This is a genomic window from Priestia sp. BR_2, from assembly GCF_041954005.1.
In the GTDB taxonomy this organism is placed as follows: Bacteria; Bacillota; Bacilli; order Paenibacillales; family Paenibacillaceae; genus Paenibacillus_AQ; species Paenibacillus_AQ lautus_A.
The window spans coordinates 44,336-67,327 of sequence record NZ_JAVFHM010000276.1 but is presented as its reverse complement, the minus strand read 5'-3'; the positions used below and the strand labels follow the sequence as shown (position 1 = coordinate 67,327).

At 50.0% G+C, this 22,992-nt stretch carries 19 protein-coding genes; 3 read left to right on the top strand and 16 right to left on the bottom strand.

Annotation, left to right across the window (positions count from 1 at the left end; translation table 11 throughout):
• Nucleotides 1–33: 33 nt before the first annotated feature.
• From RB298_RS21470 to RB298_RS21440, 7 genes are all read right to left on the bottom strand, one after another.
• Nucleotides 34–1,998 (bottom strand): VWA domain-containing protein, encoded by a 1,965-nt coding sequence (locus RB298_RS21470; protein ID WP_486048520.1) that lies wholly within the window; start codon nucleotides 1,996–1,998, stop codon nucleotides 34–36.
• Nucleotides 1,995–2,924: a magnesium chelatase ATPase subunit I gene (locus tag RB298_RS21465; RefSeq protein ID WP_217993019.1), complete on the bottom strand. Its 930-nt coding sequence runs from the start codon at nucleotides 2,922–2,924 to the stop codon at nucleotides 1,995–1,997. The genes RB298_RS21470 and RB298_RS21465 overlap by 4 nt, the downstream gene beginning before the upstream one ends.
• Before the next feature lie 13 nt (nucleotides 2,925–2,937).
• The gene (locus RB298_RS21460) at nucleotides 2,938–3,723 is read right to left on the bottom strand and encodes an ABC transporter ATP-binding protein (RefSeq protein WP_096773585.1); all 786 of its coding nucleotides are present in this window, start codon (nucleotides 3,721–3,723) and stop codon (nucleotides 2,938–2,940) included.
• Nucleotides 3,720–4,709 (bottom strand): FecCD family ABC transporter permease, encoded by a 990-nt coding sequence (locus RB298_RS21455; protein WP_096773584.1) that lies wholly within the window; start codon nucleotides 4,707–4,709, stop codon nucleotides 3,720–3,722. The genes RB298_RS21460 and RB298_RS21455 overlap by 4 nt, the downstream gene beginning before the upstream one ends.
• Nucleotides 4,699–5,748 (bottom strand): ABC transporter substrate-binding protein, encoded by a 1,050-nt coding sequence (locus RB298_RS21450; RefSeq protein WP_486048517.1) that lies wholly within the window; start codon nucleotides 5,746–5,748, stop codon nucleotides 4,699–4,701. The genes RB298_RS21455 and RB298_RS21450 overlap by 11 nt, the downstream gene beginning before the upstream one ends.
• 383 nt (nucleotides 5,749–6,131) lie before the next feature.
• On the bottom strand, nucleotides 6,132–9,323 hold the full coding sequence (locus RB298_RS21445) for an FtsX-like permease family protein (protein WP_486048515.1): 3,192 nt from the start codon (nucleotides 9,321–9,323) through the stop codon (nucleotides 6,132–6,134).
• Entirely contained in the window at nucleotides 9,304–10,071 is a 768-nt protein-coding gene (locus RB298_RS21440; protein WP_096773581.1) for an ABC transporter ATP-binding protein, read from the bottom strand. Before RB298_RS21440 ends, RB298_RS21445 begins: the two co-directional genes overlap by 20 nt.
• A 242-nt stretch (nucleotides 10,072–10,313) precedes the next feature.
• Here RB298_RS21440 and RB298_RS21435 point away from each other — a divergent pair, with 242 nt between their 5' ends.
• Both RB298_RS21435 and RB298_RS21430 read left to right on the top strand, forming a co-directional pair.
• A complete protein-coding gene (locus tag RB298_RS21435) occupies nucleotides 10,314–10,985 on the top strand; it encodes a response regulator transcription factor (protein WP_486048513.1) in 672 nt (223 codons plus the stop codon).
• On the top strand, nucleotides 10,982–12,007 hold the full coding sequence (locus RB298_RS21430; protein ID WP_486048511.1) for a sensor histidine kinase: 1,026 nt from the start codon (nucleotides 10,982–10,984) through the stop codon (nucleotides 12,005–12,007). The genes RB298_RS21435 and RB298_RS21430 overlap by 4 nt, the downstream gene beginning before the upstream one ends.
• Before the next feature lie 129 nt (nucleotides 12,008–12,136).
• On the opposite strand, the gene bahA is transcribed toward RB298_RS21430, so the two are convergent.
• From bahA to RB298_RS21410, 4 genes are all read right to left on the bottom strand, one after another.
• Nucleotides 12,137–14,395, bottom strand: a complete 2,259-nt coding sequence (gene bahA, locus RB298_RS21425; protein WP_486048509.1) for a bacitracin amidohydrolase BahA — start codon at nucleotides 14,393–14,395, stop codon at nucleotides 12,137–12,139.
• A gap of 97 nt (nucleotides 14,396–14,492) precedes the next feature.
• A complete protein-coding gene (locus tag RB298_RS21420; RefSeq protein ID WP_486048507.1) occupies nucleotides 14,493–15,653 on the bottom strand; it encodes a HAMP domain-containing sensor histidine kinase in 1,161 nt (386 codons plus the stop codon).
• Nucleotides 15,650–16,363, bottom strand: coding sequence for a response regulator transcription factor (locus RB298_RS21415; protein ID WP_486048505.1), 714 nt, complete (start codon nucleotides 16,361–16,363; stop codon nucleotides 15,650–15,652). Before RB298_RS21415 ends, RB298_RS21420 begins: the two co-directional genes overlap by 4 nt.
• Nucleotides 16,364–16,501: 138 nt before the next feature.
• Nucleotides 16,502–17,071, bottom strand: coding sequence for a TetR/AcrR family transcriptional regulator (locus RB298_RS21410; RefSeq protein ID WP_486048503.1), 570 nt, complete (start codon nucleotides 17,069–17,071; stop codon nucleotides 16,502–16,504).
• 241 nt (nucleotides 17,072–17,312) lie between these two features.
• Here RB298_RS21410 and RB298_RS21405 point away from each other — a divergent pair, with 241 nt between their 5' ends.
• Nucleotides 17,313–18,260: a ketopantoate reductase family protein gene (locus RB298_RS21405; protein ID WP_486048501.1), complete on the top strand. Its 948-nt coding sequence runs from the start codon at nucleotides 17,313–17,315 to the stop codon at nucleotides 18,258–18,260.
• Nucleotides 18,261–18,371: 111 nt separating this feature from the next.
• On the opposite strand, the gene cntE is transcribed toward RB298_RS21405, so the two are convergent.
• The 5 genes from cntE to opp1B are packed head-to-tail and all read right to left on the bottom strand — an operon-like array spanning nucleotide 18,372 to nucleotide 22,971.
• The gene (cntE, locus tag RB298_RS21400) at nucleotides 18,372–19,586 is read right to left on the bottom strand and encodes a staphylopine family metallophore export MFS transporter CntE (RefSeq protein WP_486048499.1); all 1,215 of its coding nucleotides are present in this window, start codon (nucleotides 19,584–19,586) and stop codon (nucleotides 18,372–18,374) included.
• Nucleotides 19,587–19,616: 30 nt separating this feature from the next.
• Complete coding sequence (locus RB298_RS21395) at nucleotides 19,617–20,363, bottom strand: ABC transporter ATP-binding protein (protein ID WP_486048497.1); 747 nt, start codon at nucleotides 20,361–20,363, stop codon at nucleotides 19,617–19,619.
• 1 nt (nucleotide 20,364) lies between these two features.
• On the bottom strand, nucleotides 20,365–21,174 hold the full coding sequence (gene cntD, locus RB298_RS21390) for a staphylopine uptake ABC transporter ATP-binding protein CntD (RefSeq protein WP_486048495.1): 810 nt from the start codon (nucleotides 21,172–21,174) through the stop codon (nucleotides 20,365–20,367).
• Nucleotides 21,152–22,039, bottom strand: coding sequence for a staphylopine uptake ABC transporter permease subunit CntC (cntC, locus tag RB298_RS21385; protein ID WP_486048493.1), 888 nt, complete (start codon nucleotides 22,037–22,039; stop codon nucleotides 21,152–21,154). The genes cntD and cntC overlap by 23 nt, the downstream gene beginning before the upstream one ends.
• Complete coding sequence (gene opp1B, locus RB298_RS21380; RefSeq protein WP_486048491.1) at nucleotides 22,039–22,971, bottom strand: nickel/cobalt ABC transporter permease; 933 nt, start codon at nucleotides 22,969–22,971, stop codon at nucleotides 22,039–22,041. Before opp1B ends, cntC begins: the two co-directional genes overlap by 1 nt.
• Between the last annotated feature and the right edge of the window lie 21 nt (nucleotides 22,972–22,992).

The following is a 22,992-nucleotide window of genomic DNA, read 5'->3' as shown; positions in this document are numbered from 1 at the left end:
CTTGTCGCCTCCCCTCTATAATCATTCGATAGGTCATTTCATGGTGGTGCGGACAGCCCGTGCAATACCTTCGTCATCTACGTGGTCAAGTAATCTGTATTCAGCGCCTAAAGCGTCAGCCAGCTCCCTCGAACGTCCCAATTTGACAAATCCCTGCTCCGTATCTAATACCAGGGACCGAATCCCGGCAGCTCGGATCAGCTTGGCCGCTTCCAGACATTCGTTCCAAATGTCAGCATACGCGGTTAATCCGATGGAGCTTTCATTGGCACGGCCATCCGTTACGATGATCATGACCGGGAGCGTATCGTTATTTTTGCGTTTCTCCGACTGGAGCACCTTGTACGCTTGGGCAAGCCCGTCTGCCAGAGGCGTCTTTCCCCCTGTGGGAATGTCCCGAAGCTGCTTGGACGCGGCTTCGATGCTGCGCGTCACCGGAAGGATAAGCTCGGCTTCGTTGTTTCTGAAGGCGATCATCCCAATTCGGTCTCTTTTCTCATAAGCATCCTGCAGCAGTGACAGAATAGCGCCTTTGACGGCGGTCATTCGCTTTCGAGCCGCCATAGACCCGCTGGCGTCAACGACGAACAGCAAGGTCGCCCCTACCCGGTTCTCTCTTTTCTTTTGACGCAAATCATCAAACTCAATGGCATATGCCACCTCGTCTTTTTTTGTTCTGATTGTTTGATAGGGAGCCGCTGCGCGGATCGTGGCATCCAAAGCCACGTCGGTTGGCAGGTTCCTGCCCGGGTACATATACCCCATAGCTCTCCCTTTCTTCTGGTTGGCCCGGGATTTATTTCGTTTTCCCGATCCCTCGTGTTCAATCTTGCGCTTCCCTTCGAGCTGGAACGGCTTCATTGTAAACGTTTCGTCTGGCAGCAGCACCCGTTCCTCCAAACCTTCTGATACGTGCTGTCGATCATCCGCATGCTGCTCTACCGTATGGCTGGTCACATCTTGTTTGTCAGAAGAAGCGTTGCTCGGATGATGGGGATTCCGTTTCGGTTCGGGACTTTTCTGTGGAGGCATTGGAGAGGAGCAGGCATAATCCTCAAGCGAATGTTCCGGCTGTTTACTGTTATCCTGTTCAGGTGAGCCGCTGCTAGAAGCACGGGGCTTCTCCATTACATGTGTCATTCTGTGGGGCAGCACAAATTCAGCTATCTCCCGGATGTCGGCGGCGGTAACCGCGGAACGCCCATCCCAAGCGGCGGCAGCTTTTGCCCCTTCAATCAGACTGAGATCGCCCCTGGAGCTGCTGATCCCGGCTTCTCTGGCGATGGAGGCTGACAATTGAATCATGTCCGCGCTCACCTGAACTTGGGGAAGAGCTTGTGCGGAGGCTTCGACGCGAAGACGCAGCGTTTCATCCTGCGGCCGAAATCGGTTCTGGAATGCAAACGGATCATGCTCAAACTGCAGATTTCGGCGTATAATCTCTGCTCTTGATATGGAATCGTGAACATCGTCCAACGTAACGCAATAACCAAAATGGTCCAGAAGGGGAGGCGATACCCTGCCTTCATTGGGATCCATTGCTGCAAGCAGCATAAAACGGCTTCTCCGAACCGTGGATATTCCCTCTCTTTGCACATAGATCGAGCCCGTAGACAGCGTGCTGACGATCTCCTTCAAGATCGCTTCAGATAGTAGATTCATATGGTCTACAAGCAGGAGCTGTCCATTGGCTTCTTCCAGCAATCCCGGAGCAAGCGCTAGCTTTCCGCCTTTCATGGCGGCTGCCATATCCCAAGCGCCGAGCAGCCGGTCAGCCGTAACGTTGACGGGTACGGATAGGATTCGGCGCGGCTTGACCAAAGAAGAGGCCGCATGCAGCAGGGCGCTTTTTCCTGACCCGGGATGGCCGTTAACAAGTATGCCTCCAATCGCTGGATTGACAAGATAGAGCAGTAAAGCTCGTTTGGCCTTCTCTTGGCCCAGAATCGCACTGAATGGATATACCGGGGCAGCGCTCTTCCATTCTTCCGTTATCATGACGGTACCCATTCGACTGAAGTCAGTATCGTCTGTAATCGCTGCTCAATGCCGCCGGTGGCTTCAAACGGCTGCCGTCTCATGCGATGAGGCAAGACCAAGTGCGCCGCTTCTTGCATATGATCTAGGCTTACAGTCTCCTTCCCATGCCAGGCAGCCAGGGCAACTGCCGTTTTGATGAGGGTGATATCGGAACGGTGTCCCTCCACCTCCAGTGCGATGCCGATTTTCGCTGCCAGCTCAAGCATATCGTCCGAGATCGGGATATGGCCCAGACGGTCTCGGGCCTGCAGGATTTGGTTCAATACTCTCTTCTGCTCCGTCTCATATCGCGCTGCAAATGAAGCAGGGTCCCGTTCATATTCCAATCGTCTGCGGATGACAAGCGTGCGCTCTTGAACGTCCCTTTCCCCGCCGATCTCCACCGACAGTGCAAACCGGTCCAATAGCTGCGGTCGCAGGTCCCCTTCTTCGGGGTTCATCGTCCCTACCAAAAGGAACCGTGACGGATGGGAATAGGAAATGCCTTCTCTCTCAACGGTATTAACCCCCATCGCAGCCGCATCCAGAAGCACATCCACGATATGATCATCGAGCAGATTAATCTCATCGACGTATAAGATATGGCCGTGGGCCGCAGCCAGCAATCCGGGTTCGAATTTCTTTTCTCCTTTCTTGATCGCATGCTCGATGTCTAATGCGCCGACAACCCGGTCTTCCGTCGCACTAACCGGCAAATTGACAACGTTCAGATCAGGCACAAGCCCCGATAAGGCACGTACCGTCGTTGATTTCGCCGTTCCTTTTTCCCCTCGTATCAGAACGCCTCCGAGCTTCGGATTCACCACATTCAGAATGAGAGCCAACTTCATTCGGGATTGGCCGACAATGGCTGTAAAAGGATATTGATGATCTATAGGTTCCAAAGCGTTCGACTCCTTATTTCTTGATTAATCCGGTAATCCGGCAAATGGGCTTGTCGCGAACCGGATCGGTTTCCACGGAAGCTTCAACACCGAACACCCTGCCCAGCAGATCCGGCGTCAAAACCTCGGATGGTGAGCCATAGCCTTCCACCTTCCCTGATTCCATCGCCAGGATATAGTCGGAATAGATTGAAGCGTGGTTAATATCATGCAGAACCATGATAACGGTCATATTTAATTGTTGATTCAATCCCCGAACCAGCTCCAAAACCTCCAGCTGATGGGCAATGTCCAGGTATGTGGTCGGCTCGTCCAGAAGCAGCACGCCTGGCTGCTGAGCCAGAGCCATGGCAATCCACGCTCTCTGTCTTTCTCCGCCAGACAGCGTATGCAGAAGTCTGTCCTCATAAGGCGTAAGAGCGGTTGCCTCCAATGCCCAATCCGTGATCTCGCGGTCCTTGGCGCTGACATGATTCCAGTAAGGCTGATGGGGCGTTCTTCCATATCCGACCAATTCCTTTACCGTGATTTCTATGGGCTCTTGCGATTGGGCCATATAGGACAGCTGCCGGGCCACGTCCTTCCCGTTTAAATCGGATAACGGCTTGCTGTCAAGCAGAACCTGCCCTCCTGCGGGCTTCAACTGGCGCGCGAGCGCTTTAAGCAACGTGCTCTTCCCGCAGCCGTTCGGACCGATAATGCTGTACACGGATCCTTTCTCGAAGGAGATGCCCAGATGTTGAATAACAAACTTTTCCTGGTATTTCAGCGAAAGATCGCGAGTCTCCAAACGTGTCATGCTTTCCTCCTCCTTAACAGATAAAGGAAAAAGGGTGCTCCCAATGCCCCCATGATGATTCCGACCGGTAGTTCAATCGGTGTAAACATCATTCTAGCCAGCGTGTCGCAGAACGTCAGAACGGCAGCGCCCAGCAAAGCAGAGGACGGGATGAGAATCCGGTAATCTCCGCCGACAAGCAGCTTGGCGATGTGGGGAACGATCAAACCGACGAACCCCAGCAAACCGGCGATGCTGACGGCGCTGGCTGCGAGCAACGTGGCGATTGCGGTTATCATGAAACGGGACAGCTCAACCCGCGTCCCCAAATTCCGTGCATTGATGTCACCCAGCATCATAATATTCATCTGCTTGGAGAAGATCATCGCCAGAAGAAGACCGATAAGCGAGTAAGGCAGTATGGTCGAGAGATCCGGCCAGCTTTTGGCTGCAAGCCCGCCGACCATGAAGATTAAAGCGCCATGCACACGGTCGCTGTAAAAGGTAAGCATCGCCGATATCCCGGACCCCAAGAATGCGGAGACAGCGACCCCGGACAGAACGATCCGCAGAGGGCTAACGCCATCCTTCCAAGACAAAAGATAGATAATGAACGCAGCGAGAGTCGCTCCGAGAAATGCTGCAGGCGTCAGTAAGTAATCATATTGCGGTACAACCACCAGCAGGAAAATCCCGAATAGTCCGGCGCCGCTGGAGACTCCGATAATGTGGGGATCAGCGAGCGGATTGCGCATGACGCCTTGCAAAAGCGCCCCGGATACCGCGAGGTTCGCGCCTACAAGCATCGCGACAAGCGTCCGCGGAAGCCGGATATTCCAGATAATATCCCGGTTCATCCCAGGCAGCTCATGATGCAGGATACCCGTGACAATGTCCCGAAGCGGAATCATAACGGCACCGGTAGCTATACTGATCAAGCACGCCGAAACTGCAGCGATCGTGAAAATAATGATCAGGGATGCATGACGGACCGATCTATTCAACATCACCATAGATCTCCGGATACACCAGCTTGGCTAAATACGCCAGGGATTCATCATAGTGAAGCCCCGGGTTGGTAAGAAACAGATCGGATGGTACGACAATGACGTGTTGTTCCTTGACGGCCCCGATGGAGGCCCATGCCGGATTGTTCTCAAGCTCCTCTTTAATCTTCTTCTCGCCAACGGTCTTTTGTCCGTGGATAATCAAAAAGATATAATCCGGATCCTGTTTCACAAGCGTCTCCATGCTGTAAGGCGTCGTGGTTGGACTGTTAGGCGACGATTCCAGATTCTCGGCAGCGTTGGTCAAACCCAACATCTTCGCTATTTCCAGACCCGATGTGCCGTTCTTTTGTATCGAGATTCCGCCCGGCGTGACGTTCATATTGATAAAGGTAGGTTCCTCGTCCGGTAATTTTTCCACGATTTCGTTTACTCGAACCTCCAGAGCTTCAAGCTTTTCCGGGAGCTGCGCTTCCGTACCCGCTATCTTCGCCATCCATTCGGCTTTGGTTTTCATATCCTCATAGCTGGACAGACTCATCAAGGCGACAGGAATCCCGCTGCTCTCCAGCGATTGCACAAGCTCTTTATGAAACCGTGCCTGCCCGATAACCAGATCGGGTCTGAGCGCTACAACCTGTTCCAGGCTGATCTGGCTGACGCTGCCGACGGACGATATCGCTTCAGCCTGTTCGGGAATGGAAACGCCGGCCGCTTCCATCCGTCCCACAGCCTCTCCGCCGACCGCGTATAATAAATCAAGAAATTCTGGCGATAACACGACGATTCGCTTTGGCTGCTGCTGAAGCGTTATGGTGCGATCCGTTGCATCCTGGAATGTTATGTAATTTTCCTGAGCTGCAGAGGTATCGGCATCGGACCGTACCGGTAACGATGCATTGTCACTCGGCTTGGTTTCCGGATTGCTGGAAGTCTCACTCCCCCCGCAAGCTGACATGATGAATCCCAGTAATAAGAGAAATGAACTGACGGCTGCGATATAAGATGTTTTCTTGCGTTGCTTGAATCTAAAGTACATAGATTGACTCGCCCTCCCGATGTTAAGTTTGTCTCTAAGCCACCGATCTTTCGTTTGTTTTCAGCGACCTGTTTATTCGTAATTATTACGATTAACAAAATATACTTTATCCCGATTATACGTCGATGTCAATCGTTTTCAGAAAATCGTAATCATTCTTATTAGTTGAGGGCATAAACGGATATCGATTCAGAAAAACATCTATCGATGTAAATTCTAAGTAGAAAGACCGGCTTAAGCTGAAGTTTTCTTGCGAGCTAAGGATGGTTAAGGCTCCGAAGTTTATACTTTCTTATCTCATAAAAAAAGCCGCCAATATGGCGGCTTCGAAAGTGTATTTTTTATTGCGGCATGATGCTCCATCGCGGTTCACGCCTCTGACATTAAGGAATAAAATCAACCATGGGATAGTCTGCGGACGGGGAGTTCAGCAGCGGCTGTGGTGCACCCTTTAGATGATAATCGAAAAAAGCAGCGACATACTCTCGATGGGCGGCGATCGTCCGTTCGGGCTCAGCTGTCCCGATAAATTGTTGGACGACTCGCGGCGAAAGGCTCAGCCTCTCCTGAAGCTGTGGAAGGAGCGACTGATAATCTGTAAACGTATAATGTGCTCCCTCGGGTATGCTTAAATCGAGCTTCCAGCCGGTCGAATGCTGCCAGAACATTTGACGGTCCATCGCGGTTAGATGGGAATCAACCTCGCCCTCTTTATTGTAGCCTGAATTCATGAGCATGAAAGGACGATCCAAACCGTGCTGCGCCACCGGGAGCGGGTTATCGGGCATGTGCCCCATCGTTCCATCCATATCGATGCCGGCGTCGACCCGGTCATCCTCATACATCACCTGAGCAGCGGTAGCCCCGCCTGCGGAGTGTCCGAATATTCCGATCTTTGACAGGTCCCATGCTTCTTGAAATCCAGCGGGTAAAGGATCGCCTGAATAACGGCCTTTCTTTATGAATTCGAGTTGATCCAATACATATTGGATGTCATCCACTCGTACCTCTAGCATCTTCAGTACCGTTTCTGCACTGAATGGCGGTAACGACTCCGTGGCCACACGTCCATCGCGAAACTGGACCGCAGAGGCTTCATACGTATGATCGACTGAAACCACCACATAACCTCTGCTGGCCAAGTCTTCGACTACAGCCGTCCCGAAGTTTCTTGGAACAGATCCGCCAGGTGTGTAGATGAGGATCGGCCACCCATCGCCGTTGTTCAGTGGAGGCGCATTCACCCAAGAGTGTGTGCCGATACCGGATAGATCGACGCTGCCGGGATCCAACCCGATCGTGGAGATCGTGTTTTCGTCGTAATACTTTGCTGCTTCGGGCTGCATGTACAAAGCCTTCTGCTCGCTTTTTCCCGTGGCCGGGTACCATATGCTGACCATCAGCTCCCTGTCTCTGTCCTGTTTCCATGGGTCCACCCGGTTGTCATCCTTGAAGTGCATTTCCATCGACCCCACAGCGTATTTTCCAGTAGGTTTTGGAAGCTGTAACTGGATTTTCTCTGCCGGGCCCCTTCCATCCTGCGTTGCAGGGGTTTCCGTGCCGAAGAATATGCCAATCAGTACCAGAAGACAGACCGTAATGGCTATAGCTGCAATTCTTGCCACGGGGGCAGACTTTCCATGGACGATCCTGCTGATGGAGTTGACCGTGAGCACATAATAAACCGTATAGATCAGGATAAACACAGCGACGCAGATCAGGATGGGCAGCAAGAGACTGGCGCCTGCCATATTGCTGAATAACCTTTTCAACAATTGCAGGATGACCATGTAGTGGGCAAGCCCGATCGCGAGCGGCAAAGCAAAAATGAAGGCGTTCTGCTTGATGATGGCCATACTGATTTCTTTTCCGCTTACGCCGACTTTTTTAAGAATATCGAACCGAGGTTTGTCTGTCGCCGCTTCTGTCATTTGCTTGAAATAAATCATGCTTCCTGTTGCCATGACAAAAACAAGTCCAAGAAATCCTAATATAAACACATTAAAAGCCGCTTCTTCGATTCCAAGCCGGTATTCGGAATAAAAAGAAGACAGGTTCGATTCCGGTGTCTTCAGCGCCGCCAGCGCATCGGCCGTGTGCTTCGTCGTCTTCTGTTCCTGCACGGCATACCCGACATAGCGGGTCGGCGAAACTTGCGCCTCGATGTTGTCGTAGGTGCCGTTACTTACAACAATCATCACGTCCGGATAACTCCAATTGATGATTCGTTCTACGGTCATCCCCGCAAAAGCAAGGGTTAGCCGTTGATCAGGCAATTCGATGTCGACCGTTTCGCCTTCGTAATCGGACCACTCATAGTCCGTATACATGGGCCGGATCGCAACGGCTTCATCCTGTTCGATCGGATCAAGAACGGGGAAGCGCAACACCTTTGCCACTTGGTTGTACTGATCGATCGAAACCACTTTGAGCGGGGTTTTATCGGCTTCGATCATTCTCTCCGGAAGGATCTCTGGATCGGAAGCCTCCCCTTTTGTCTCCAGCACCGGAATCGTCATTTGCGCTATAATCGGATGCGCTGCATCCCCGCGTATGATATCGTCTACGTTCTGATGAAAGGCTTTGTCCTGGGCAATATACATGTAGCTAAACGGTGCCGTGAGCTTCGATGTTTTGTCAAACGTGAAATACGCACCTAATCCGACACTGAAAGCGCACAAAGCTGCTGCGGATAACAGGGAAATGACGCTTAACAAACGAGCGTTTCCTTTAATCCGGTACACCAAATTAGAGGTGATGACCAGATTCATGCCTTTATAATAACTTCGCTTTCTCTTCTTGGCGGTTCTCAACAAGACAATGACCAAGGAGGAGAAGAGCAGAAGCGTTCCAGCGATAATACCGACGGTCATCACGCTCAGGTTGACAAGAATTTCTTCGGTGACGGAAAAATCGCGGAAAGCGAATCCGTACCCCGCAGCCAGACAGAGAACTGCACCCACCGCCGATAGAAACGACGCTTTCGGTTCCTGCTCCCCTTTCTGCTCCGCGCGAAACAATTCGATGAGTTTAAAGCTGTAGATCAATCGATAGCCCTGGATCGATGTCGCCAAAATAATCACCATGAACACGATGAGCGTATGAACCAGCGCGCGAAGGGAGAAAGCCATGCCTACCTGTACAGGCGTCCCCAGCAGTTTGATTAATATCATGGCGAACAGCTTGGATAACAATGTGCCGATCATGATTCCTATGATTAAAACCGTCACCCCAATGATCAGGTTTTCATAAAACAGCATTTTTCCGATCTTTTTTTTGGGCAAACCAAATAGCGCGTACAAACCTACTTCCTTTTTACGCTGTCTCGAAAAAAAACGGTTGGAGTACATGATAAAGACGGCAACAAACACAATCAATAGGATGGACGCCATCATAAAAACGGATTGCATGCTCTGCGACGATTCGATTGAACTCGCAATTTCTTGGCTGTACTGCAAAGAAAGGAAAGTATAATAGATGATGACGCTGAACAGGATGGAAATGAAATAGAGGGCGTAGTTTTTGAAGTTCCCTTTCATGTTCTTTTTCACGATGTCAAACAAGGTCACTTGCATTCCCCCCCAGTACGGTCAATACATCCAGTATTTTTTTGAAAAAGTGTTTGCGGGATGCCTCGCCTTTCGTCAGTTCCGTGAAAATGCGACCGTCCTTAATAAACAGCACGCGCTTGCAGTAACTTGCCGCAAACGTGTCATGGGTGACCATCAGAATCGTTGCCTGATCATATTCATTCAAGTCCTTCAGGCTCTCCAGCAGGTCGGTCGCCGATTTCGAATCCAGAGCGCCGGTCGGCTCATCGGCCAGCAGCAGGCTGGGGCCGGAAATCATGGCGCGTGAAGCCGCAGTCCGCTGTTTTTGCCCTCCGGAAATCTGATACGGGTATTTGTCCAGAATCGGGGTGATGCCGAATTTATCCGCGATCTCCCCCACTCTAAACTCCAGTTCTTTGACATTCATCTTGGCCAGCGCCAAGGGCAGCAAGATGTTCTCCTTCACGGTTAAAGTGTCCAGCAAATTGTAATCTTGAAAAATGAATCCCAGTTTATCCCGGCGAAAAGCGGATAGCTGTTCCTCATCCATCTTCAGCACGTCCATCCCGTCTATCACAACGTCTCCGGAGGTAGGCTGATCGATCGTCGCCAGCACATGGAGCAACGTCGATTTGCCTGCGCCCGACGGCCCCATGATCCCTACGAACTCTCCCTCCTGCACGGTCAAATCGATATCATCCAAGGCGGTATAGACATTTCCTTTTACGCCATAAACCTTTCGAACCTGAGCCGCGTTCACTACCATTTTCATGTTGATCTTTCCTTCCTGGTTATCAATATAGAAACAATGTCATCACGATTTCGAAATCATGTATTTCTTATCCTGATCTTAATACAGGTCACCTTTACTTTAGCTTACAACTTCCTCCCTCAACCTTACATTCCTGTCACATTGGACAAAAGGAAGCAGTCCCAGAAACTTGCTTGTCTGCCTCGGGAAGATCGTATACAATGTGTTTAATTTGCCGCTAGTAACGCCCGGGAGGATCGTTTATGAAAATCATGATCGTAGAGGATGACCCGACCATTCGGGGGATGATCCAGTTAGCATTAACCAAATGGAGCCTGGAAACGGTCAGCGTCGATAACTTTGACCAGGTCGCGTTATGCTTTATTCATGACCAGCCTCATCTTGTGATCATGGATATCAACTTGCCTTCGTATGATGGATTTTACTGGTGTCAAAAGATCAGGGAAATCTCCAATGTACCGGTGCTCTTTCTTTCTTCCCGCGATTCGCCCATGGATGTTGTCATGTCGGTGAATATGGGCGGAGACGATTATATTCAGAAGCCGTTCCATATGGATGTTTTGACCGCTAAAGTCAATGCGCTGCTGCGCCGAACGTATTCCTATTCGGACATACAATCCAATGTGTTCGAGCATGAGGGGGTCGTGTTCCTTCCGGACAAAGGGACGCTCACGTATGAAACCGAACAAGCGGAGCTTACCAAAACCGAAGTCAGTATATTGAAGATCCTGATGCAGCAGAAGGGAACCGTTGTAGACCGCAAGAAAATCATGCGTTATCTTTGGCAGGATGAAAGCTTTGTGGACGAAAACACGTTAACCGTCAACATCGTCCGCTTGCGCAAAAAACTGGCCGGCATCGGCAAGGAAAACTGGATTGTAACCAAGAAAGGGAAAGGTTATATGATCCCATGAGTTTCTTTCAATACATTAAGGACAAACGTTATTTTTTGTTGCTGTACGCCGGGATGATGGGCTTTATTTCGATGATTGTTGCCCTATCCGTCAACACGGGCCACGCCTCAGGCAGCGTTCTTTATATTCAAATCGTTTGTTTGGCCTTCACCGCAGCCTACTTACTGATTGGCTATGTTTATCGCAGATCCTATTACCGCAAGCTGCAGGAGCTGATCGATCTTGACCGGGAAGATTGGCCTGTCGCTGCCCCGGAACCGCAAAATTCGCAGCAGCGGCTGTATCTCGAGCTTTTTGCCAAATTGCACCGCCATCATGAACAAGGCCTCCGGAAACTCAATGAAGAGAAAATAGATCACCAGGAATTTATCATGTCCTGGATTCATGAGGTAAAGCTACCGATTGCAGCAAGTCGTCTGCTCATGGAAAACAGCACGGGGGAAACGGCAGATTCCCTGGCCGATAAACTTGAGGATGAACTGGATAAAATCGAAAATTACGTGGAGCAGGCACTGTACTATTCTCGAATCGATTCTTTTTCCAAGGATTATTTCATCACGGAAGAACCGTTGGAAGCGATCATTAAAACCTGTGCGAAAAAATTCGCCAAGACGTTTATCAATAAACAGATTCGGTTCCATATGGAGGACATTCGGCAAACCATCCATACCGACCGCAAATGGCTCGGATTTATCCTTGATCAAATCGTTGCAAATGCGTTGAAATATACGGACGAAGGCGGGAACATTACTTTCACGGTCGAAGAAGACCGTAAAGAAAAGCGGTTGAACATTGTAGATACGGGGATCGGGATCCAGCCGGAAGACCTTCATCGAGTCTTTGAGAAAGGATTTACCGGATCTACCGGAAGAAGCCATCCCAAATCGACCGGCATGGGACTTTATCTTGCAAAACAATTGGCGCATAAGCTGGGACATCATTTGTCTATCCGATCGGAGGCTGGGAGGTATACAACAGTCACGATTCATTTTCCGAAAACGGACACGTATTACCGCTTATAAGCGGTAACGGTATGAGCCCGCTGCTCAATCTAAAGCGAAGAAGCCGCCAATATGGCGGCTTCTTTAGCTTATCTAGTTCTAGTCGACTGGCAGTCATCAAAGTCATCTTATCAGACCATATCAAACATGTTACGATCGGATCCCCATGTCGCTCAGAAGCACGGTTCCCCGCTTGGTCAGGTTGAATTGAATACGGACCTTGCTCAGCTGCTGCGGATTGAAGTCCGGATTCATTTGTTCAAAATCGCTTAACGGGAAATCATAGCTTTGAAATACGGGCTCCGAAATGTTCCCGGAATTCGAGAACGGCCATTTGAGAAGTTTACCTTCGATAACAGGCGGCAATTTGGATATGTGGCTGAGGGGAAGACTTGCCTGATTGCCTTTCTTGTCTTCAACGGAAACCGTTGCATTGATCAGTTCATTCGGGTCGCCGCTCGCGTCTTTTCCACGGGCGTCCGCCATCGAAAATACGACAGAGCTTTCCGTTCCCGTTTCCATGCCGCGTTCCGGCAGCGTGACCGTGAAGGATGCAGGTTCGGATTCTCCTCTCGTGTCCCAGCCTAAGCGAACCGCGCTGTAATCGGCCAAGCCATGCTTGGTCCTTACCTTCTCCTCCTTCCATACCCGGAGATGTTCGCCCATCAGGCTGCCGCCAGGCAGCGTCGTGCTCTGCAGATCGATGTCTTCTTCAAAATCGGCAATCATGGTCGTCACCGAATCGTAAACATTGCCCACGTACAGGTTGTCGGGAATCCATTCCTTGGCGTAACCCAAATCCGTGAACATCTCCCGATATTGACGTTGGTCCTTAAGCGTTGCATCGAGAAAACCGGAAATAAACACCTTGGCAATCGTTTCCTGCTCTTCCCGCGGCATGATTTGACGAAGGTTAAAGAGACGATTCGCAAGACCTGCTCCATCCCCTCTGTTCCATCCTCCGTTGAACTGGCCATGGTTGGCCCCATAGACATAAATCATCGACTTCATGTAATCTTTGCCTTCGGTATAACGAATCCGATGATATTGTTTGGCAGCGTCCAGGCTGTTGACGTCCATATCATGAGCTCCATGCAAAGAGAGATAATTCACGTCCTGCAGCGGCAGCGGTTTGCCTTGCGGCTGATACTGCCCGTCCGTTCCCGCAATGGAAATGAGAGAGCGGATCGAGAAGTTATAGTCGAACTTGATATGGCCGTGATCCGGGTGACGTCCGAGCTTGTTATAGGCTGCGGCGATCGCGACCGCTTCGCCTCCCCTGGAATGACCGACGAGGGCGATTCGTTCCATATCGACCTTTTGATAAAACGGGGTGTCCGGATCGCTGTTCCAGCCCTTCCATGTCTTCAAATGCTCCAGCAGCAGCAGACCTCTTGCCGGATTTTCGCGTTGGAGGGCGCTAACCAGAAAAAGGTCCTCGTATGGGGCGGCATTCAGGAAATTTTCATCCACGGAGACGAAAATATACCCTTTGCTCGCGAGCAGTTTGCCAAGGTATTCGTAACCGGGATCGGAATAATCGTTCATTAAGTGGTTTCCATGCACTATCAGGACCAGCGGAAATGCCCCCTCCCCTTCGGGATACCACACTTTTCCGTTTAACGGCAGGGCATCCGGTCCGAATCCAAGCGACTTCGTTCGCCCTGAGGACCATTTCTCGACAAACTCGGCTGCATCCACCGTTTTGGTCGTCAGCGAACCGCTTTGATTAAACTCTTTCCGGTAGTTGTCAGGACTTCCGTATAACAGGCTTTGGACGGGAAAGGTGCCTTGTTCTGCCGGATTGTTCATCGTCGAATCTTCATACCGGCTTGAGGTTTTCAGCTGTTGTAACGTGACGCCCGGAGCGGCTTCGTCTCCCTCCCGAATCAGCCAGAAGCAGCCCGCTCCGATCACGATCGCGATCAAGGACAAGCAGGCCAAGGCGCCGATTCTCCTTGCTTTCGAGACTTGCCTGTAGCTTCCGGCTGCAATTTTATAAAGCAATGCCCCAAATAAAGAAAAAACAAAGGCAAAACATGCAATGAACAAGGCCGATACTTTCGGCGGCACGGTGAAGCAGAATACTAACAAGGTCAGTGAGCCTGTCAACGTCCAAATATAACGGCTTGGCAGTTTCTTGACTCCGTGCAGCAGCAACGCCGTCAAGCCGCTTATCATGGCAATCGCTAAAACAAACAAAAACGTGCCCGCGATATATTTTATGAAACCGTGCCCCGTCAATAAATAATCGGCCTGGATCAGGATTAGAATGAAGGCGATGCCTCCTAGTCCAAGCGACGCCCCCTTCCATCCAGGAGTTAAAGGCTGCATACGTTTCCGGTTTGCAACGATTCTTTGTATAATGGCAATGCCCTTCTCGTTCTCTTTCTCTTTTTGTATCTCCACTCTTCCCAGTCCTCCTGCACTCTATTTAGTAGATCGTTCTACACCTGAGGATACCGGATCACTCTTTCTGTGCACTTTCTCAATTCTTTCAGAAATCTTACATATTGCTCGGCAGAAACAGAATGAATGTCGTCTGCCCGTTTGTTGTTGTAAGCCTGATCTTTCCTCCATGCTTCTCTGCCACTTGTTTAGCAATCGCCAAACCGAGTCCCGTGCCGCCATCGCTTGTCCGTGCCCTGTCTCCGCGAACGAAAGCTTCGAACACCCTATCCTTTAGGGCATCCGGGATACCGGCGCCATCATCCGCAACGTGAATCTCAACCCCGTTCTCTGCGATTACCAATTTCAATTCCACGGTTGTGCCGGGAGGGTTGTATTTCCATGCATTGGACAGCATATTGGAAACCGCCCGGTATAACCAGATCGCGTTGAACGGGACCCTCATTTCCCGATCGGGAATATCGTAACGGAAAACAAGCTGTTTATCTTCGAAAACCTCATAATATTCGGCCGCGATTTCCCTCGTAAATTCCGTAATGTCGGAGAATTCAACGGAAAAAGAAACATCGGGACTGTCCAGCTTGGACAGGTCAAAGATATCGTCAATCAGCTCCGACATCAAACTGGCTTTGTCGGATATCAAACGCAACACCTGTCGTCTTCTCTCTTCCGTATCCACGAGTCCCGCCTCAAGCGCTTCGATATAGCCCCGAATGGTAGTCAACGGTGTCTTCAAGTCATGGGAGATGTCGATCAGCATGCGCTGCTTGCTTTCTTCCAGCTCCTTCTTTTCCCGCTCCATCCGCTCGAGACGCTCTGCCATATCATTGAAATCGTCCTGGATCTGCGCGAGCTCATAGCTTGCTTTGAAGTTTAGCCTTTTGCGGTATTGACCTTGGGCAATGTCTCGAATGCCGTCGGCTATGGAGCTGAGCGGAGTCGTGAGCCTCGAAGCGGTCCTTCTTCCGAACGCATACACGGTGATCGCAAACAAAACGAGAAACAGAAGCAGGGTCTGAAGTGCCATTTTATAGAATACGCGCTCTTGTTGATCGTTGTAGATCTCCTCCCGTGCAGCTGGCGAATAGCCCTTCTGTGTTGTCTCCTCCACCTTTGTCTGACCGGTTGAATCGAGAAAATAATTCATGATTTGCGCATTCAATATAAACAACGATAACGCCGCAATGATGGCAATCGTAACAAAGAAATACAAGTATTGTCCGATCAGCGAACGCTGTAAACGATTAGGCGTTTTCATGTGTCTAACTCATCTTTCTTGGCAAACCGGTAGCCGAGGCCGCGGATGGTTTTGATATAAACGGGGTTTCTCGGATTGGTCTCGATTTTGTCCCGCAGCCTGCTAATCTGCACCATAACGGCGTTATCGTCGGCCAGGTACATCTCGTCCCAGGCATGCTCAAACATTTGACGTTTCGTAAATACGCGCCCCGGTTCTCCCATAAACAGGTTTAACAATTTATATTCGATCGCGCTGAGCGAAATGGGCTTTCCCTGGATATACAGTATATATTCGCGATGATCCAGCACCAAATCCCCGATGCGGGTGACGGAAACCGGGTCAGGTTCCGACGGCTCATTGAATTCATAGGACCGTCTTAACTGGGCCTGGATTCTTGCCATTACTTCCATCGGGCTAAACGGTTTGGAAACATAATCGTCTGCTCCGAGCTTGAGACCCGTGATTTTATCAAGCTCCTGATTTTTGGCCGATACGAGAATGACCGGGATTTTATAATCCTGTCTAATCGTGCGGAGCAGCTGGTATCCGTCGATGACCGGCATCATGATATCGACCAGAGCGAGATCGACGCGTTGGCTTCGGAGATGCTCAAGAGCAGCAAGCCCGTCGAAGGCTGCCAAAGTCTTATATCCTTCTGCGTCTAAATAGAGTTTCAGCATGTCTACGATATCCGGATCATCATCGACTACAAGTATGGTTCTAGGCATAAAAAGCATCCTCCTTCAAGTAGTATATGGTTCTCCTTGGAAGGTTAATTTCCTTTTTTGCGTTGTCTCGTCAGCATTATTAAACAACAGAAATAACCTCTCACCCGATACGGCGGAGGTCATTTTATTATTGATTCATTAGCGTCCGATAAAACCAAACAAGAGAAGCTGGTTAAGTTCAGCCATCTTGTCGTTATAATTCCCGGCTCTTGCCCAGGAAGCTTGCAGCGTCCCGACGGCATTCAATAATTCCAACAGGGTCTCCAGCGAGACCGAAGAATGAATTGCCCCTTCCTTCTTCCCCATCTCAATAAATTCCTGAATAAGCTCCAGTCTAATGTTATTGGTGCTTTCGCTGTATAAGCTAGCCAGCACCTGATCTTCGACCGCGCCTGGGGTACAAAGCAATTGATAGTCTTGGTCGGCGCAGATCGCAAGCACGCGGGATAACTTGTCTTTAAACTCGATATCTTGGTTTAACAGCTCCGTGGCCATACGGATGGTATTCTGCATCAGAACGTTTGCGCATTCTTTGACCACCCCTTCTTTGCTGCCAAAATAGTTATACAGCGATACGGACGACACTCCGGATTCTTCGGCAATGTCTTTGATGCTGACGTGGACGAAGCCTTTTTCTTTGAACAGCTTTAAGGCCGCTTGAACGATCGCATCCTTCTTCTGCTGCGTTCTCACTTCGAATTTGTTCATCAAAATCCTCACTCGCTTCCGCATTCATCACTACACGTAGTTTAACATAACCTGTACAGTTTTTAAATTAAACAGGAAATATTTAAAAACTTCTTGACAGTCTTAGCAAGATCCATATAGAATCAAGCTGTAATTTTTAAATATCAAGTCGATTATTTAAAAACTATGATCAATACATTCAATATGCGCTTGAGCAAACTCGTTTTGATCCAAGCGTTTAATCTACAATGGGGGACCTATTATGCGAATATTGGTTTACGGCGCAGGCGTTCTGGGCAGTTATTTAGCCCACGAGCTGGTGCGCGTAGGACACAACGTCACGATGCTGGCCAGAGGACAAAGAGCGGATGAGCTGGAGAAGAACGGCAATGTCATCCGTCATTATTTTCAATTCAAAACTACGGTTCATAACGTGAGGGTCATCCGCGAGCTAGAGCCGGACGATGTATATGACCTTATTTTTGTCGTGATGAAATATCCGGATTTCGAGGCCGTATTGCCTGCACTGGCTGCGAATCACAGCCGCCATGTCGTGATCATGGGCAACAATGCAAGCCCTCAGGATATGCAAACCTACTTGCAAGCCCATAGCCCCGTAACGAAACATGTGGCCTTCGCTTTTCAATCGATCGCCGGCTGGAGAGAGAACGGCCTTGTCATTAGCGTGCGCGGCCCAAGAACCAAAATCAATATCGGAGGTTTAGGCGAGGATCTGTCTTGGCGACCGTTCATCGATCAGGCTCTGGCAAACACCAAATATGCATGGACCTACCAAAACAATATGAATGAGTGGCTGAAGAGCCATTATGTTATGATCTTGGCTTTGAATTCTATTGCTTCTACATATAACGGGAATTTGCGCAGAGCCGCCAAAGACAGGAAGCTTCTTCATCTTGTCATCCATGCTATGGATGAGGGGCATCAAGTATTGGAGAAAAACGGGTTCACGGTTACGCCTGCCGCTCAAAAGCAGTTCGCCCGCAAAAACAGAAAGCTCTTTTACGTTCTATTGAAGATGATGCTGTCTATCCCGATCAGCAGAATTCTGTTAAGTGATAAGGCGGTGTCGGCCAACGAGGTGACAGCGCTGCAGCAAGCTTTTGCCGAATTAAAGAAAAGCGCGAATATGGCGACGCCGCATTGGGATGAGCTTCAACAATATTCCCCGCCTGAGCGGCAGAGCTCATAGTTGATGGCTATGCATCGATCACGTAGCCAAAATTAGAAACTTTTGAGTAATTCAAAAAGAATCTCTGCTCAACCAGCGAGCAGAGATTCATGAAGCTTCAGGCGTACATTGCTAAACATCCCCTTCACTCTCCCTGATATGGCTGGTGTTTGAAGCAGCCAAGCCTCCTTTTCGCTCGTACGCGAAAATAACCATCATCATGCTTAACATTGCACAGATCATGTACATGGTGGAGTAGGACAAATAATCGGCGATCGGTCCCATCGCGACCCCGCCCAAGGATACGCCTAAATCAGCCATCGCAATGAACAGACCGATTAACACGTTGCGGTTGGACGAGGACAATACAAATGACAAATAAGTCGTTAACGTAGGGTACAGCAGCGCCTGGGCCATGCCCATAAGAATGGCGCCTGCGTACAGCAGCATGCTTCCCAACTCTGAAGACAAGCTGATGCATGCCGAAGCCAGGGTTACAAGAAGCATGGTACCCATGATAAACCATGAATGCCATCTGCCATCGGACGGAATTCGTTTTCTCAGGACAAACCGCGAAGCGACTACGACCGAAGCCTGGAGCATCAAGTAAATGCCGGCGCTGCCGCTGTTCAGCTGCTCGCCGTATAAAGGCATAAACGTGGTGACCGCTCCGAATACGATGGATGCCGACAGCATCAAGACACTGCATCGGAACAGGAACCGATTCTTGACGATTTGCCCGAAGGAATGGAACACGCCTGAACGGCTTGTCGCTTGTTCCGGTGGGGCATTCTCTGTGTCCATCTTGACGCTGTACCCGAATAAACCTGTACAAATGGCGATCGCAACAAGAATAAGCGTGAATGAATCCATGCCGCCCGTCTGCCAGAGGCCTAATGCGAGAACCGGACCGATCACGCCCGGGATATAAGTGAACAATGAATAAAATGAAATGCCTTGCGAACGCTCCTTCTCAGGCAGCGCATCAATGATGCCGATCTGTAATGCCATCGAAAAAAAAGCCGTGCATATGCCTTGCAAAATTCGAGCCATGAGGTATCCCCCTAATCCGGTACAAGTGTACAGAATCAGGGCAGTGCCGTTTACCAACAGAACCAGGCGCAGCACCTTAACGGGCCCATGCTTTTGGATCAAATGCCCGGCCCAGGGCCGAAAGAACATCGTTGTCAGCATGTAAGCCCCCATGACGAGACCGATGGTTGTGCTGCTGGCTCCCCATGCGGCTCCTTGAAGCGGAATGATGACGTTGAGTAAGGCATTGGCGCTGAAATAAAGCAGGGCCAGCATATATAAACGCAAAAACGGCCAAGACATCGCTCCACTCACTATATTTCTCCTCCTGCTTGCGTGTAAACGTTAGAACGCAATCAAATGCTCCATTAATTTTTTGGCATAATCCGACTGAACATGCTTTAATTGCTTGACGTCGATCGTCTCCTCCACCTTGCCGCTTCTGAAAAGAAGTACCCTGTCGCAAATATAAGCGGCAGCTTGAATGTCGTGCGTGATGAAGACGTAACTCATCTGATAGATGTCTTTAAGCTCCTTCAATAAGCGGAGGACTTGTATCTGTACGGATACGTCCAAAGAGCTGATCGCCTCGTCGAGCACGATGCACTTGGGCTCCGTGGCAATCGCTCTGGCAATGCAAACTCTCTGCGCCTCTCCGCCGGATAACTCATGCGCATATTTCGTTTTGTAGGAAGCGTTCAACCCGACCTGATGCAGCAAACGATCGACTCGGGCATCTTGGCCGGAACGTACCGGACCCCGTGCCGTTAAGGGTTCCATGATGGCTTCCTTCACGGTATAGAACGGATTGATCGAAGACGTATAATCCTGAAAAACGGCACTCATATTGCCGGAACGCACTTGACGATTCCTCACATCGTTTCCTTCGATTAAGACGGCCCCTTGGTCCGGTTGTTCAATACCCAAAATCAATCGTCCAAGGGTAGATTTTCCGCTTCCGCTCTCGCCGATGATGCCAAGGCACTCGCCGCTTCGGCATTCGAAGCTTACATCGTGCAGAATTTGCTGCTTTTTCCTCGAAAACAGGCCGCCTACCCGGTAGGATTTATGAACGTTCTCTACCTTCAGCACGTTACTCCCCCCTCATAATCTCGTTGAAATGGTTGCTCAGCTCAAGACGGGTAGAAACCAGGTACTGGGTATAGGGATGCCGCGGTGCCGATAATACCTCTTCAACGCTCCCGCTTTCTACAATGACGCCGTTTCTCATGACCAATACTTCATCGGCAATCTTCTTCACGACCCCCAAGTCGTGGGACACAAAAATCATGGAGCCTCCCATTCGCTCGCGGAGCTGGATGAACTGTTCAACGACCTCGTACTGCGAGATGGTATCGAGTGCCGTCGTCGGCTCGTCGGCGATCACGATGTCGGGCGAAAGAACCAGCGTGAGCGCAATCATCAACCGCTGCAGCATGCCGCCCGATAGTTGGTAAGGGTACTTATTCATGGTTTCGATCGGATGATTGAGCATCACGCTCTCCATCGCTTTTTTCATCGCGGTTTCGACTTGGCTCTTGCTCCAGCCGAAATGCGCTTTTAACGTCTCTTGGAAATGAACGCCGACTACGGAAGATGGATCAAACGCTCCCATGCCGTTCTGCATGATCATCCCAATCTGTTTACCCCTTCTTCTTCTCATTTCTTTATCCGAAAGTTGATTCAAATTCTCGCCTTTGAACAGAATCTCCCCGGATTGACGAATCCAGGGCTTATGCAATCGGATGATCGATCTGCACGTAAGGGATTTTCCGCTCCCGCTTTCCCCTACGATTGCCAGGCAGGTTTGGGGCTTTAACCGAAAAGAGCTGTCACGGATGATCTCTTTGCCCTCCTTCGCATCCCATACCCTCAAATGGTTAACCTCTAGCATATTCAACATTCGGTTTCTCCACCTTTGCAATTCGCGGCTGCTTGCCGGAGTTCATTCGTTTGGGATCCAGCGCGACCTGAAGCCCATCCGCCAGAAAATTAAATGCCGATACGGCAATGACGATCGCCAAGCCGGGCGCCAACATCAGCTCGGGATGTGAAAACATAACCTCTCTCGCTTCATTCAGCATCATCCCCCATTCGGCGTGAGGGGCCTTGATGCCCAGCCCCAAGAAGGATAATCCGGAGATTTGCAATATCATGGAACACATCGAACCACTGGCAATGACGGCAATATCCGAGAATGTTACGGGAACGATATGCTTCATGATGATTCTACGATTGCTGATGCCGGCAGCTTTTGAAAACCTCACATAATCCATTTCGGCATACTGCTGGACCGACGTTCGGATGACGCGGGCAAACCACGCCCATTTCATGGCAACAAAGGCAATCAGGATGTTCTCAAGGCCTGCACCCAGAATGCCGACAACCGCTAACGTCATGACATACCCGGGAAAAGAAAGCATGATATCGCAAATTCTCATCAGAATCGCGTCCGTTTTGCCTTTGAAGTAGCCTGCCAGGAATCCAACGGCCGCACCTACGCCTACCGATGCCAACAAGGCGGCCAGAACCCATAATATACTGGGACGTATGCCATAAATCAGCCGGGACAGGATGCATCTCCCCAAATGGTCGTTGCCGAACCAATACGCCCAGGACGAGCCGGCATAACGCAGCTTCATATCGACATGGTTCGGATCGTGAGGCGCGAATATAGGGGCGAACAGCCCCAATATTACGATTGCGGCAATAAGGAGCAGTGACAGGCTGGCCAGCTTGTCTTTGCTCAGATTTTTCAGTGCTCTCATCAGATTTCCTTCCTTAATTTCGGATTGAACGCAGCATTGATCATGTCCGACAAGGTGTTGAATAAGACAAAGGCTACAGCCAGTATCAGGACATAGGCCTGAATGACCGGAAAGTCCCTGCTCAATATGGATTTCACGCTCAGTCGCCCAAGTCCGGGCCATGCAAATACATTTTCAATGACTACGGTACTGCCCAGTATAATTGGGATCGCCATGCAAAAGATGGATACGGCGACTTGCAGCGAATTTCTTAGAATATGTTTCGTAATCTTCTTCTCGGGCAAACCGCAAGCTCTCCCATAAACCACATAGTCTTCATGCAAGTGGCCCAGCATGGAGCTTCTTACGTTTCTGAAGTAAATGCCGACATAACTCACCGATATGACCGTTACGGGAAGAATATAGCTTTGATAGGAGTCCATGCCGCTGGTCGGCAGCAAGTCCAGCCGGACGGAGAAATACCAGATCATGATCGAAGCCAGCCAATAAGAAGGCATCGCCGTCAGAAAGAAGGAAACGCCTCTTACCGATCGATCCAGCATTTTGCCTTCGTTTAATGCGCAGACAACCCCCAAGATGACGGACATGACGATGATGATGATCGACGAAACCAACGTTAGCTTTAACGTGTTGAGAAACGCCGGGCTGATCAAGGACCACACCGATTGTCCCGTGACGTAGGACTCTCCGAAATCCAATTGAAGACAGGCCATCACCCAGTCGGCATATTGCTTCAGGAACGGTTGATTCAGTCCCAGCTCTTCACGCGTCTTAGCGATCAGTTCCTCCGTGATTTCGGGAACTTCCTGGGCGCGGAGCACCACTTCGGCAGGATCCATGGGCGACAGGTTGATCAATAGAAAGGTCAAGAATGAAATCATGAGCAGAATCGGAACGGACAGCAATAATCGTTTAGCTATATAACTTCCCATAATGACTCCTTATCGATTGAT